The organism is Bradyrhizobium sp. Mp19, assembly GCF_029952935.1.
Lineage (GTDB): Bacteria > Pseudomonadota > Alphaproteobacteria > Rhizobiales > Xanthobacteraceae > Bradyrhizobium > Bradyrhizobium elkanii.
Map to the genome: position 1 here is coordinate 1 of NZ_JASAUT010000110.1, position 11921 is coordinate 11921.

At 59.2% G+C, this 11921-nt stretch carries 17 protein-coding genes and 1 pseudogene; 4 read left to right on the plus strand and 14 right to left on the minus strand.

Features of this window, described 5'->3' with window-relative positions; all coding sequences use genetic code 11:
* Positions 1 to 443 precede the first annotated feature (443 nt).
* Positions 444 to 776 carry a hypothetical protein gene (locus QJT82_RS43930; protein ID WP_246790661.1) on the minus strand — a complete coding sequence of 111 codons (333 nt, stop codon included), beginning with the start codon at positions 774 to 776 and terminating at the stop codon, positions 444 to 446.
* A gap of 254 nt (positions 777 to 1030) precedes the next feature.
* Between QJT82_RS43930 and QJT82_RS43935 the strand changes: the two genes are divergently transcribed.
* From QJT82_RS43935 to QJT82_RS43945, 3 genes are all read left to right on the plus strand, one after another.
* A complete protein-coding gene (locus QJT82_RS43935; RefSeq protein WP_011090958.1) occupies positions 1031 to 1315 on the plus strand; it encodes a DUF3892 domain-containing protein in 285 nt (94 codons plus the stop codon).
* Between the two features lie 871 nt (positions 1316 to 2186).
* Positions 2187 to 2411, plus strand: a complete 225-nt coding sequence (locus tag QJT82_RS43940; protein ID WP_154694125.1) for a hypothetical protein — start codon at positions 2187 to 2189, stop codon at positions 2409 to 2411.
* A gap of 554 nt (positions 2412 to 2965) precedes the next feature.
* Entirely contained in the window at positions 2966 to 3193 is a 228-nt protein-coding gene (locus QJT82_RS43945) for a hypothetical protein (RefSeq protein ID WP_223153796.1), read from the plus strand.
* Between the two features lie 385 nt (positions 3194 to 3578).
* Here the strand turns inward: QJT82_RS43945 and QJT82_RS43950 are convergent, their stop codons facing one another.
* Together QJT82_RS43950 and QJT82_RS43955 are read right to left on the minus strand one after the other, a co-directional pair.
* Positions 3579 to 3782: a cold-shock protein gene (locus QJT82_RS43950; RefSeq protein WP_011090960.1), complete on the minus strand. Its 204-nt coding sequence runs from the start codon at positions 3780 to 3782 to the stop codon at positions 3579 to 3581.
* A gap of 16 nt (positions 3783 to 3798) precedes the next feature.
* Positions 3799 to 5205, minus strand: coding sequence for a hypothetical protein (locus tag QJT82_RS43955; RefSeq protein ID WP_011090961.1), 1407 nt, complete (start codon positions 5203 to 5205; stop codon positions 3799 to 3801).
* Here QJT82_RS43955 and QJT82_RS43960 point away from each other — a divergent pair.
* Entirely contained in the window at positions 5183 to 5362 is a 180-nt protein-coding gene (locus tag QJT82_RS43960) for a DUF3892 domain-containing protein (protein WP_071916953.1), read from the plus strand. The genes QJT82_RS43955 and QJT82_RS43960 overlap by 23 nt on opposite strands.
* A 3-nt stretch (positions 5363 to 5365) precedes the next feature.
* Here QJT82_RS43960 and QJT82_RS43965 read toward each other — a convergent pair whose 3' ends face one another.
* The 11 genes and pseudogenes from QJT82_RS43965 to QJT82_RS44010 form a co-directional block, all read right to left on the minus strand.
* Positions 5366 to 5731: a hypothetical protein gene (locus QJT82_RS43965; RefSeq protein WP_014498622.1), complete on the minus strand. Its 366-nt coding sequence runs from the start codon at positions 5729 to 5731 to the stop codon at positions 5366 to 5368.
* Positions 5732 to 5832: 101 nt separating this feature from the next.
* Positions 5833 to 6042 (minus strand): HK97 family phage prohead protease, encoded by a 210-nt coding sequence (locus tag QJT82_RS45705; protein WP_014498621.1) that lies wholly within the window; start codon positions 6040 to 6042, stop codon positions 5833 to 5835.
* Positions 5950 to 6323 (minus strand): annotated as a pseudogene (locus QJT82_RS43970) (HK97 family phage prohead protease); the annotation flags it as partial. The pseudogene QJT82_RS43970 and the gene QJT82_RS45705, both read right to left, overlap by 93 nt.
* Positions 6324 to 6519: 196 nt before the next feature.
* A complete protein-coding gene (locus tag QJT82_RS43975; RefSeq protein WP_223153797.1) occupies positions 6520 to 7068 on the minus strand; it encodes a hypothetical protein in 549 nt (182 codons plus the stop codon).
* Positions 7069 to 7076: 8 nt separating this feature from the next.
* On the minus strand, positions 7077 to 7610 hold the full coding sequence (locus QJT82_RS43980; protein WP_011090966.1) for a hypothetical protein: 534 nt from the start codon (positions 7608 to 7610) through the stop codon (positions 7077 to 7079).
* Between the two features lie 197 nt (positions 7611 to 7807).
* Positions 7808 to 8359, minus strand: a complete 552-nt coding sequence (locus QJT82_RS43985; protein ID WP_014498619.1) for a hypothetical protein — start codon at positions 8357 to 8359, stop codon at positions 7808 to 7810.
* Positions 8360 to 8760: 401 nt separating this feature from the next.
* Positions 8761 to 10188: a phage/plasmid primase, P4 family gene (locus QJT82_RS43990; RefSeq protein ID WP_011090968.1), complete on the minus strand. Its 1428-nt coding sequence runs from the start codon at positions 10186 to 10188 to the stop codon at positions 8761 to 8763.
* Between the two features lie 14 nt (positions 10189 to 10202).
* The gene (locus tag QJT82_RS43995; protein WP_161536874.1) at positions 10203 to 10538 is read right to left on the minus strand and encodes a hypothetical protein; all 336 of its coding nucleotides are present in this window, start codon (positions 10536 to 10538) and stop codon (positions 10203 to 10205) included.
* A 13-nt stretch (positions 10539 to 10551) separates the two neighbouring features.
* Entirely contained in the window at positions 10552 to 11223 is a 672-nt protein-coding gene (locus QJT82_RS44000) for a bifunctional DNA primase/polymerase (protein ID WP_011090970.1), read from the minus strand.
* A complete protein-coding gene (locus QJT82_RS44005) occupies positions 11207 to 11425 on the minus strand; it encodes a hypothetical protein (protein ID WP_129964954.1) in 219 nt (72 codons plus the stop codon). Before QJT82_RS44005 ends, QJT82_RS44000 begins: the two co-directional genes overlap by 17 nt.
* A gap of 234 nt (positions 11426 to 11659) precedes the next feature.
* On the minus strand, positions 11660 to 11921 hold a 262-nt coding region (locus QJT82_RS44010), incomplete at its 5' end, for a hypothetical protein (protein ID WP_281446710.1).

The following is an 11921-nucleotide window of genomic DNA, read 5'->3' on the forward strand; positions in this document are numbered from 1 at the left end:
CCAGCGCGCATTCTCTCGCCCCCGAATCAACACGTAGGCAAGAGAATCACGTGGCGCTATTTAGGTACAGACCCTAGTTCGATCTCAGCAATACGTCCGATGAGATCATCCGGTTCATTCGTCATGGCTACAATCCATCCGGCGATTGGGCTCGCGACTGGCGTAGGGTCCGCTCGACAGCAATTCGAGCCCAGAGAACACGAACTGGTCAACTACAAGAATTTGTAGTCGCACACCTACCGCAGTGACCGGCATGATTGCGGACCGTCGCAGCGGAGGCCGCAGACGCAATTTCGGAGGGGGATGTGCCTGCGGCCTAGGGGGAACTGATGAGCGAAAGCTTTAGGGTTGGTTTCGCGATAGCCATCACGGCAGCCGTAGTCGCAGGGGCGTTTTTTGCTATCCGTTTTTTGATTGGCTTTTACGGATAGGATCTCGCCGCCCTACTTCCACCCGAACCTGTCGCAAATCGATGCGATGATTTTGTCGATCGCTATCGCGATGTTCTCATCAGCATATTTTCTGGCCAGGGCGGCAAGTGCGACTATCTGAATCAGAAAAATGCAGATGACGGCCACAAATCCTAAGTGGGGAAATGTGGCCAAATCAATTAGCGTAATGCGCGCGCATATCCAGTAGAATCGTTCCTCGCGGCGCTCATCGGCCTTTTGAGCCCAACAGTCCTGGGGGGGGGCGCGGGGGCGACTCGGCGTCGCGAAACATGCGAAACGACGCTGTCCCTGCCACACCCGCGCCGCGGTGAAGTTAGCGGCCACGTGACTCGGCGCCTCCATACCGAAGAAGCGCTGTCCCTATCGCGCGCGCCACTAACTTCCGTGGTCAGCCTTACCGCCTTGAGCTGCAAAACTGACCGCCCCGCCCCCGAGGGGGGGCATCAACCCGCGGGGGGCCCTCGCGTTGTATCGGCGAAAAGCCTCCCGGGCCCCTACCAGGATTGGTTGGGCTGCCTGGGCCGCCACTGAACGCTAAACTGGTCACCCAGCCTTTGCAGCACGAAGGAGAGAGCCCTGTGGTTAAACTCGCACGCGTTCGCTGCATCAATAAGACCGACAGGATGAATCCCCACGAGAGGATTGAAAGTGTCGGAGGTGAATATTCAAACGGAAGTCAATGGAAGCAGTCTGTCGTTCAGACGATCAGAGACATTGAAAGCGGCGAATGGGAGTTCTATGTCGAAGAAGACGGACTCATGGCTGGCGTGGTCGTGGCCGAACACAACGGGCACAAATACATCAAGACAACGGCGGACGGCGTTCAGCCAGACAATCTTCTTTCACTGGCTGAGTGCCCGTGATCCCCACTAGCGACGGCCTCCACGGCTAAGACCCCCCTTCCGCGAGCTAACGCTTTTTCCTTCCGGCCGCCCTGCGCATCCCGACACGGAGCTTCAGGGCCGCCAGCGCGGCGGCGCTCGTCAAACGATTTGCGCTCGTTCCAATCGGCTACGGCGCGGAGACTCGCCGCACCGGCACCAGTGGAGATGGCCTGCTGCAGATGCGAATTGTTTATTCCCTCGGCCCGTTTCGGCTTCGATAAAGTGCGAGAAATTCTCGCACTTTCTCCAACGGCCATTTCTGCCTGCACCTGCTCCCAAATCTCCTTACGTCGCTTGATGTAAAACCTCTCGCACCTAGCCAACCACCGGACATTTGCGGAGAGCGAAGCCGTCTCTTTCCGGTGGACAGCCTTTGGTTGCGATAGCAACTTGGTCGTTTTTCAGGACGTGAGATTTGCTTATGCGCGATTAGCAACTGCCGTTTTCTCGCGTTTGCTCGGATTGCACCTCAAAGCGCGAACGAAGATCCTACCGCCGATTACTGTCATGCAGTGCGATTTTGACCGGTGCGTGATGCTGCTCTACATTTACACGGTCATAATGATCGAGTCGTGGCTCGATTTCTGGCTCGCGTCAGCCCAACGTCTCGCCCCAGCATGCTGCCCGTGCTGGGGTCTCTCTTTCGGAGACTGACTTGGAGTCCTGGCAGCCTGTCGGTCGTGATTGAAGCAAGACAGTCCGTCACCCTTTCGTCAGCTATCGCGAGCGCACCCAGTGCCTTTTATGACTAACCCGCACACCGCAAGCAGCGCGGGCGCGCTGGCGAAAGTCTCACAGGCATGCCACCCGAACCGGTTGGCACACACGCGGCTCTCCTAGAAGAGCGCGTATGCGTGCAGCGATCTTCCGCGCCTCCTTCGGCCCGAGGTTGGGTTTCAAGCTGTCGAGCCTCCTCGGCATTAGACGTCGCGATTTGGCGATCTGCTTGGCTCAAAGACTGATCGGCCGCGCTGGCCTGATTGGCTGCAAACACCGCAAGCGCTTGGGACCGCAGGGACGTGATTTGCTGCTCGAATATGTGCATCCATTGGCCTGTAGCTACCCTGTGTGGTGACGTCGCAAGCGATGGTGGCCAGCCTTCGCCCCTTGGATTGGCAGGGCTGGCCACCTTTGCTCCCGAGGGGCCCAAAATTCCCCCCTGGTGCCACCAAGGAGTATCGCTGAGAAGGACTGGAAGCACCTACCAGTACCAGTGGGTTGTCGCGCCCCCGCGTGCATGCCATATCAAAGTGCTCGGCCTGCAAATGTTCGAGCTGGCTCCGCTCATAGGAGTAACCGCCGTGCCTAGGACCGAAGTGGTAGCGGCAATCCAAGCATTCACGGACTACGTCCGTAGGCCAAGCCATACACCGGCAGAAGACACGTACGCGCCACAGCGAACTGAAGAACAGCTGGCCGATTGGCGATCCCGGGTTGAAGTTATCTGCTCAAAAATGGACGCGGTGGCGGATTGCCCTCTTTCGACCTTATCCGAATTCGAGGCGCTCAGACGCGAGATGGGGACAGATTTTCCCGCAACACCACCCGCTTTACTAAACCGTGTAGCGGACGCATTTTTACGCTGCGGGTCGGCGGATGCCGGCCCCTTAATCAGGACGGAGCCGGATGATGCCTAGCACATTCTCGCTGCACAAGATCGACGAAGCTATACGCGACCTCGAAGAAAAAGTTGCTCACGGTGCAGAAATCAGCCGCGAGGAGCTCGCGAGCGGCATTCTGCGGATTACGAAGCGTCTTCGAGATGAACTCGAAGCCGCGCTCAAGGTAATCGATAGCCTCAAGGATCACACCGGGCTCACGGTGGCAGCCGCGCGACCTAAACAGCGGGAACGTTAGCGGCCACGTGACTCGGTGCTTTGGGGTGGACCGATAAAGCGCTGTCCCTATCGCGCGCGCCACTAACTTCGCCCGGTCAGCCTCAAGGGAGGGAGAAGCTGACCGGGCAACGTATCCTCCGGACGAATGCCCTAGAGCAACTACCAGGATTGTGGGCGGTGACTTGGCAATCAGTCTCGGATCGCAGGCAGCGCCGTGGCGAGTCGCCATCGGCAACTTACTACCAAGGAAGGTACAGCGCGACGAACAGTACCAAGAGGATTAGAGCGCACGCCCACGCGAACAATAGCGCCTTATCCATCGGCCGATTCCGATCGATCTCCTCGGCCGCCCGCAGCGGCGTACCACTGCGGCCTTTCTGTTGAGCAACACAATGGGTGGTGCATCACTCGATTCGTAGATTTTCCGCCGACTCCTTTCCGCGATTTTTCACGATGTCGAAGCTGACTTTTGCGCCCTCTGCGAGCGAAGTAAAACCAGCCTTCTCAACCGCGGAGATGTGGACAAAGACGTCATTGCCGCCGGAATCCGGTTGAATGAACCCATACCCCTTTGTTGGGTTGAACCACTTCACTGTCCCAATTGCCACCTTACTTCTCCATTTTTCAAAAATGAAAAGTAGTGCGCGACTCCGACAAAAGAATGGCTTGTCGCGACGCGCGTCCGCAGGCCATACGGGTGGCACCGATCTTACATCCTCGCCAGGACGCTAAGCGCGTTCTGACCTGCCACGTTGATGTTGTTGGCGTTGGTGCCATCGCCCTGTTCGTTGGCTGAGAACACGTGCAAACCCAATAGTGGCGGAGCCGCGTACGCGGCTGCTCCACCGACCTGAGTAGTATTCGTCCGCCTGCAAGAACCCCCTGACCAATGAAAACGTTGGTCGCATCCACGCCAATACCGGAAACCGCGGCTGCTGAGTTCGTGACCAGACCAATGCGTGATGCATACGAAATCTGCGTCGCATCTTCGGCCAGCCCGAATACAGCCGACACCTGATTGCCTGCGGACGCTCTCGCCTGCCTCACGGTCGCGCTGGAATAGGTGTATGCGAGGCCGCTATCGATCGCCGCTGCGGATGCCGTCACGCGGTTATAGGCATTCCACACGCCGAGGTACCCAGCCACACCGCCAGACCCCGAACCGCCAAGAATCCAATCAAGTTGCGACGATGCATTGCTGCGCGTGGTGCCTCCGCGCCACGCTGCCGGCCCATTGGTGATGGCTTGATTGTTGAGCCAGATACCATTGACCTGGCCCAACGCCGTTCCAGCCGAGCGCACCGTGTCGCTTGTCCAGTCGGGACCGTGAGGCAGCCGCAGCGTACCGCTGTCGTTCCAGACAAACCAGTCATTGACCTTGCTGGCGCCGATCGCCGCGGGGTTCTTGGTGATGTCGGTCGTCGCGATCGACAACTCGGCAAATGTCGTCATCGTGAGTTTGGTGCCGTCATAGATTGGCACCTGATTGCCGTTGTAGAGCGCATAGTACAGCGTCGTTTTGGCGCTCTGCGTCGTCGTCATCACGGGCGTTGCGCTCACCAGGGTCAGGCGACCTTGCGGCGGAGACAGAACCCCGAGATTGCCACGTGACGTTTGAGCACTCGCCACGTCCGACAGATTGTTGGCGCTCGACAGATCACCAGCCCCAGGCTGGCCCACCACGTTGAAGTTCCAGTCCGCGAGCGTGCCGCTGCCGCCGGTCTTGTCGGACGTCATGGTCAGCGTCGTGCCGCTGTAGGTGACGAGGCCTTCCATCCAATTCGCCGTGTTCGCCGCCGAGCTAGCCCGCACGCGAGCGCCATTCTGATAGGCGAGGCCGGCCTGCGTGGTGAACGCTTTGGATCCGGTGCCGATAGCGAGCGACGTGGTCGAAGTGCCGCCATACGTGGGGGCGTTGGCCCCCGCAGCACCGGTTGAGCCCGTGGCGCCAGCATCCCCCTTCGACGCCAGCAATTGCCAGTATGTCGCATTCGGAGGCGTGTGGTTGGTGTGGCCGAGATCGGAGGTCATTCGATCGATCGAGAACGGGACCAATACATTCTTTACGTTGGTCGGCGGTAAGCGCGCGGACGTTGGCGTCGTTAGCGGCCCGAACGGAAAATATGTTCGAACTCACGCTGACGGCTACTACAACGATAACCTACTAGCTCTGCCGGAGTGTCCGTGAGTTTTAGTCAAGTAAATCGTCCGCCTCCTCTGCCGGCGCCCAACTGATCTTGCTCGCATCGGCCGGTGTCGCGCCCATACTGCTTAGGCACAGCCTCAGTAGGCTGAGCGATTTTGTACCCATCTCCGCGCCGCTTTGCAGGCGAGCGCGCAAGACTGATGCGATGGAGACAAGACAACGGTGAGATGCATTGAGCCATGGCAACTCGCTGGCGAATTCACGCCATGCATTGGCCTGTTGCTCGTTTAGCCAAGTGGGTGGAGCGCCGATTTCGGCACCGGTTGGATCGTTGCGTTTATAGCGGCCAGCATTGATGATGTGCCGGCCTTCAACCAGCGCCTTGGCGGCCGGCTTTCTTGGTCGTGGCATTTTGCCCCTGGGGGTCCGAATTGCAGATGCGCGTGAAATGGGGGGCCGCCGGTAGCTAGTGGCGGCAGTGGGAGGGATCTGACCCACCCCTCCCCCTGCGCTTAAAGGATGCCGCGGGCCCGCATCTTCGCTTCAACGCGCCGTCGTGCTGCCTGGTTGTTGCTGGATGCTCGACTGATCTGAGCTGAGGTGTCCTTGCCGTAGGCTCCCCACAGGACCAAGCTGATCTCGAAAAGTTTGGCCTCGGTGATGAGGCGCTTCGGAATGTCGCCACCGTCGTCCCACTCCTCGACAACTGGAGTAAACGACACGCTCACCTCGTTGACAGTGCCAAGGCCTCCTGCCCTAAAGGCGCATCAGGATGCGGCTCTAACGAGTAGTAGAGTCCGACGTTATCCGAACGTAGTTTGAGGGTGCCGTTGCTGATGCGCCCCAGAGGCCTGCTGACATCATGACTGCAAAGCGCGGCGACGTCTGGATTTTGCGCGATGTGCTTGTCGAATGCGCCGCGCGCGAAGCGTTCCTCGAAGAGCCCCGCGATGATGGCCGGCCGATTCCAGGAAATCGCGAATCCTGAGATGGTTTCAGCCATTGCGTTGCGTCACCCGCAATCGTTTCTCGCGTTTCGCTTGCATCAACTTGCGCGCAATCACGGCTGGTGAGTCCGAGCACTCGGAGTGTCGGCTTTCGCCAGGCATCTTTACACGGCGCCGAACTGGCTTTCGGTCGGCCACATCGGAAGTGCGTTCGGATCCCTTAGACATTGTGGCCCGCCTCCTTCACTTCCTTCAAAAAGTAAAAAGCGCGGCCTTCGCGCCGATCGCCCAAGAAGTGCGCGCGCACTGGCCGCAGATAACCGAGGCGCACATCCTCGCGCTCCAGATCGTCCAGCAGCGCGTCGTGCTTTTCTCGGGCTTGGCTGCTTCCAACGCGCGAGCGGCCTCACATACCGCACCCAAACGGCGCTGGTACTCTGGCATCACGGTGAAGCACACGAGCTTGGAGGCTACGTTCCGCGCTTCGTCTGTGCGCCTATGCAGGACCTCCCGCGCTGACTCGATGTTTGCTATCTCCGTGGTGACTTCGCGGAGCTGCCGCGACAGATCGGCAATGCTGTCAGTAGGATCGTCACCAAGCAGCGCGGCCACGCCGGGCGAGATATGTTTCCCAAAAGCCGCCCTGCCCGCCTCGATCTTACCGCGCAGTTTCGAGCGCTCGCTGTTGAGCTTAGAGTCTCTCTGCTCCAATTCCACGCGTTTCGCGATCAGGTCGGCGTACGAGCTGTCGGCCTCCGCGAGGCTGGGGACGCGGAATTCGTCGGTGGTCTTCGTCTTCAACGGAGCCATTAGGCAACAACCTTTCCAAACAATGCATCAATGATACCGGCCACAGCGGCGACGTTGATGGTGACTGACTTGTGATGGCCATTGGATTGCCAGTGAGCGCAATGAGCGCCCGGCTGACTGAAGCGACTGACCGACCCATCAGGTTTGTGAATCGCGACGGCTCTACAATTGCAGGATACGGCAACCTGAGATTTTCGCGCCTCCGCGACGCCAGTGCGTGCGTCCTCGACCAAAATCGCAACAGCGATCGGCGCGTTGGGAATCGACTGCGGGGCCCCATCCAGGTTGACACTACCGGGTGTCATCGCGTGGTAGGCGCGGACCGCGTCAACAGCGGTGTGCAACTCGGTGTCAGAGGCGAGCGCAACAACGAGGTCGAGAACATTGTCCTCGTCTAGCTCAGGCGCAACGCCCGGTGCGCCGGAAGGCAAGATTCCGGCTTCCTGCAAACGCCTGGCGATTCCGGTGCTTCGCGAGCGCGGGAAATCAAGATGACGCTCGATCGCGTCGAGCACGTGATTCCAAGTGGCCATTGGGGCCGCTCTCCTTTCAGGATTGGAAATTGCGATTGGAGGGTTAAATAAAACGCCGCATGCAGCGGCTTCGCGGCTCAGGGCCGGGAAAAAGTGGCGACGCCGGGTGGTGGCCAGCGCGCCGAGTGCACGTCACGTCAGACCACAAATCGTGGTCTTCAAGGTGATACGTTCCCAACTATGGCGAAAACTGGATTTTAAGCCGCCAGCGCGATTTTCCTCCGGCGCGGCCTGTTCCTGCGAATGTCGGGCTCATTATCATTGGCCACCTGCGTCAGGAATCGCTTGGCGTCGATTGCCCGGATCATGGCGTCCTCAACGGCACCGAATTGCATGAGCCGAATGCCGCTTGTCGCCGGGGCGGTGCGGCCCGCAAGAAATTCAGCGCCCTCCGCAACTGCATGCGACCACCTGGAGTACGGTGCGCCCACGTCCTGCTGCCAATCCAGTAGCTCTGGCCTGGCGGGCTTGCCGGGCTTGTTGGGGGTGGCCGCCTGTTTGGTGCGGCGCTTGCCTTTGCTCTGGCGATATTGCTCGGCAGTTGAATGCCATCGCCCGTCCAAACCAAACCACTTGGACATATCCGCATTAAACGTCGCCCTCGCCGCCGCATCCAATTGCCAGCCATGGGCCGGCCCCATACCGGGGAAGCGGCGGTGTAGAATGCGGTTCAGCTCGCCAGGGCGCGGGCGGACCTCGGTAACATGGTCGGCTGCTATGGGTTGGTCGTTGTCGTTTGCGTGTTGCATTGGTTGTCTCTCGTGACGAGCGTACCTGACCGCTTCTGCGGTCTTGTGCGTCGGCATCTGCGTGCCGATCGAATAATCAAACAATCAAAAAAAGTTATACGTAACTCGGCCACTGGTTCGGGCGGCTCGCGGGATCCAAGGGATTTGCTATATCCCCGCCCCATGTTTTGGTTTTCATTTTGCACTCGGAGATGTTTTCCTGGGGGCGCGGGTCCCTATGTGAACGGCGGGAGAGATCAGCTAGACCCCGCCGCCGTGCGCGGTGTGCGCGATGTGCGTGATTTTCACGTATGACTCTCTACACGCGCGCGCGAAGCGCCTATAATGGAAAAATCGCGCACATGTCGCACACGTAGCACCGACCATTGAAATCATTTCGTTTTCCCGTGCGCGATCCGTGCTCAATCGCGCACGCTAGGTTCTTTCTCGGCCTGCCTAAGCAGTTGCAGTCCGATATAGAGTTGTCCGCCGCGTACCCTTTGCCCCTTCTTGAAGCCACTCTTGGTCAGCGACTGGACAAATCCCTTCTGGCTTCCGGGGCGCTCGCCAGATGCTTCAGCATAATCGGTCCACGATTTGAACAGATCCGCGACGAAGTCTGAGATGCTACGATTGTCCGGCTCAACTCGGCAAGCATCCTTCAGCCACTGGCCGAACGTGTCTTGCTCGGCAAAATACGTTTCGGTCGCCTCAACAATAGATGCAGGTCGCACCAAACCATTGCGCTGCCAGTCCCGGCACCCATCAACCATCCACCGCAGAATGGCGGGCGCCTCACCGCGAAGCTTTGCTTCAAGTTCACGATCCGGCTTCGTCGGCTTTCGCGTGAACGGCACGATGTTGAATCGCCGCCGGGCTGCGGCGTCGACGCTATGCAGTGCTGGCTGGTGGTTTCCAACCACAAACAGTTTGAATTGCGGCTGGAACGTAAAGAAGTCCTGCCTCATAAAGCGCGCTGAAATCGCATCGCCGCCCGTCATCTGTTTTATTCGCGACTCGGCCCAAGCCCTGCCCTCCTCTGTCTCGCTGGCGCTGACTAGACGCGCACCGCGCAACATCGCCAAGTCTGTCGGGTGTCTGTCACTGCGGCTGGCAACGAACGTGTCCATTGACGCCGTAGTCGCATAATCGTGCAGAATATAGCTAGTGGTGTTGAGAAAAACCGATTTCCCATTACCGCCGTCGCCATGCACAAAGACAAGTGCATGTTCGCGCGTGTCGCCCGTAAGGCAGTAGCCGCACCACTGCTGCAGAAAGCGGATCATTTCACCGTCGCCGCCAGTCGCGTCTTGAAGAAATCGCAACCAAAGTGGACAGTCTGCCTGGGCAGACGGCGCGGTGGACGTTAGTTTGGTAATGCCATCTGCAGGGTCGGCAGCGCGCATTTTCCCTGTACGCAGATCAACGGTGCCGTCTGGCGTTCCGAGCAGAAACGGGTCGCGGTCCCAAGCCTCGATCGTGACGGCGAAGGTTGGGTCATTGCGAGCGAACCCCTCGACTCCTGAAGCGAATGAACGCTTTCGTATAGTCGCGAGCGCCTTCGGAGACAGGCCCTGTGACATATCGCGGGCCATCACCCTAACATGGTGAGCCGCAAGGCCGACTTCGTTCCTGCGCCAGTACGAACCATCCCATTCAAACCACGCGCCAGTGGAGTGGCAGAAGCGCAGCGTGTCTCGATAGGTGCTCGCGAATATATACGCAACACTATCCTCGGTTACCGAAGTGCCGGGATTAGATGCGGGTTTGTTGTCGTTGGCTGCGACAGGCTCCTCATCGCGGGCTTCAACGGTTGAATTGGACGCGTCGGTTTTAATTGCATTTTGCATTCAGCAATCGCCCTTCAGGACAAAGTTGATGTTGATCGACGCGCTGCGGCACGCCTGGCGGGTTGAGTAAGAAGACGAGCAACGCTGACTGGCTTGGTGTCATCGCCGCCGCCAACTCGTTTACGCAGCCACTCGGCGGCCTCTGACGCGGACATGCTGAGGCTGACTGAAACCATGTTGATCGGCGAGTAGCCGGCGTTTCCAGCCGAATAATCGACAATACCACTGGGCTGGATATTCAGCGCGCGGCCTCGCTTCTTCACCTTCGAGTTGATCGAGGGGCGGAAGGATGCAACAGCGTGGAAGCCGCCCTGGTACTTGCGCAGATCTTCGAGTCCAAGCTCCGGCACCCATGCATCGAGGCTAGCCAACGCGCGGCGTTGATGTGTCAGCCCACGGGTGGTCACTATCGACTACCACCGGGCCGCGGTCACTGGCTTTGCTGGCTGGCTTAATCAGCGTCCCGCGCTCGGCGAAGTACGCCTCCGCCCGAGCCAACAATTCGTCGATCGCCTCTGGTGTGATTTCCGGAAGCTCGGCCAACGGTGTTTCGGCCGGCGAACCGTTGAACCATTCGTAAGGTCGGCCCGTATCGGGATGCGTTCCGAACGCCACGAATTGCGTGCGTTCACCAAACGCCTCGACCTGACACTTGGCGCCGTTGATCAGGTAGGCGCCTGTTGCGCGCTTCTCGCGAGGCTCGGTGGCGCGGAATGCGAACAGGGTCTTCGGTGCCTTGCCCATCCGATACGGCGCTCTGTCCGACCCCGGCAACTCCATCACCATCGCGCGGATAGCGTCGGCAGTCTCAGCGTCCGGCGTGTCGACATCAAGCCCCACAAGTTCGCCGCAGAGCAGACCCGTATTTGTGGCGTCCGGATAGTTGCGAGCGATGCCTTCCATTTGCGCAGCGGACCACCGCGAGCGCTGCCAGTTACCCATGACAGCGGCTTTGCCACTACACGCGACGGGACGGTATCCGTAAGCAATAAGGCTGCGACGAAGGTGGATAATGCGCTTAAGCGTGGCCCGCATGTTGGCAATCGCCCTCTAAAACGAGAGATGAAATTGATTCGACCATCGCGGGCGAAAGCGCAGCCCCGCGCGCGTAAGCTCGATGCGATCCATCGGCCGCACGCACAATGCGCACGCCGAACAACTTCACCCCTTCGCAGACTTCGACGTCCGCAAGGGCAACGTCAGCACCGAGCGGCGAATGAGTGGCGAGGATTTTCATATTCCGGGTCTCCCTCGATCAGAAGCTTAGTCAGTTGCCGGTCGACCTGAACCGGATCGTAATACAGGTTGAACGAGCCGGGGATCTTGACCGGCTCTCTGAAGTTGTGGTGGAAATTGAGTTGTGGCTGCACACAATTCCTCCGTTCGTAGTGTGTGATGAGTAGTGAGATTTTTCGGGCGTGACACTAAAGGTCGCGCTGCAGATATTTGGCGGGCGACGCGGGGCTGTTGTTCACGCAGCTACCTTGGACTTGCCGTTATCGTTTGCGCCGCGGGCAGCAAGCCGCCGCCGCGCGCGTGTCATCACGTCATCCTTCGACTGCATAGCGGCAAGCTCCCGCTCCAGGCGTTCGACGTAGGGCGCGAAGCCCGGCCGGTCGTGCAGCACCATCACCTCGGCGATGAGAGAGCTGGCCTCGCAAATTCGGACAGTAGCTTGAGTGGATTTTCTGCCTGACAGCGGCGAGGATTCTTGCTGCGAATCAGGAGCGAAG

Excerpts from the sequence above, each read along its gene's own strand:
- QJT82_RS44000 (WP_011090970.1), bottom strand. The coding sequence starts at position 11,223 with ATGCGGGCCACGCTTAAGCGCATTATCCACCTTCGTCGCAGCCTTATT.
- QJT82_RS43965 (WP_014498622.1), bottom strand. The coding sequence starts at position 5,731 with ATGCCACGACCAAGAAAGCCGGCCGCCAAGGCGCTGGTTGAAGGCCGG.
- QJT82_RS43990 (WP_011090968.1), bottom strand. The coding sequence starts at position 10,188 with ATGCAAAATGCAATTAAAACCGACGCGTCCAATTCAACCGTTGAAGCC.
- QJT82_RS44005 (WP_129964954.1), bottom strand. The coding sequence starts at position 11,425 with ATGAAAATCCTCGCCACTCATTCGCCGCTCGGTGCTGACGTTGCCCTT.
- QJT82_RS43985 (WP_014498619.1), bottom strand. The coding sequence starts at position 8,359 with ATGCAACACGCAAACGACAACGACCAACCCATAGCAGCCGACCATGTT.
- QJT82_RS43980 (WP_011090966.1), bottom strand. The coding sequence starts at position 7,610 with ATGGCCACTTGGAATCACGTGCTCGACGCGATCGAGCGTCATCTTGAT.
- QJT82_RS43945 (WP_223153796.1), top strand. The coding sequence starts at position 2,966 with ATGCCTAGCACATTCTCGCTGCACAAGATCGACGAAGCTATACGCGAC.
- QJT82_RS43955 (WP_011090961.1), bottom strand. The coding sequence starts at position 5,205 with ATGACCTCCGATCTCGGCCACACCAACCACACGCCTCCGAATGCGACA.
- QJT82_RS43940 (WP_154694125.1), top strand. The coding sequence starts at position 2,187 with ATGCGTGCAGCGATCTTCCGCGCCTCCTTCGGCCCGAGGTTGGGTTTC.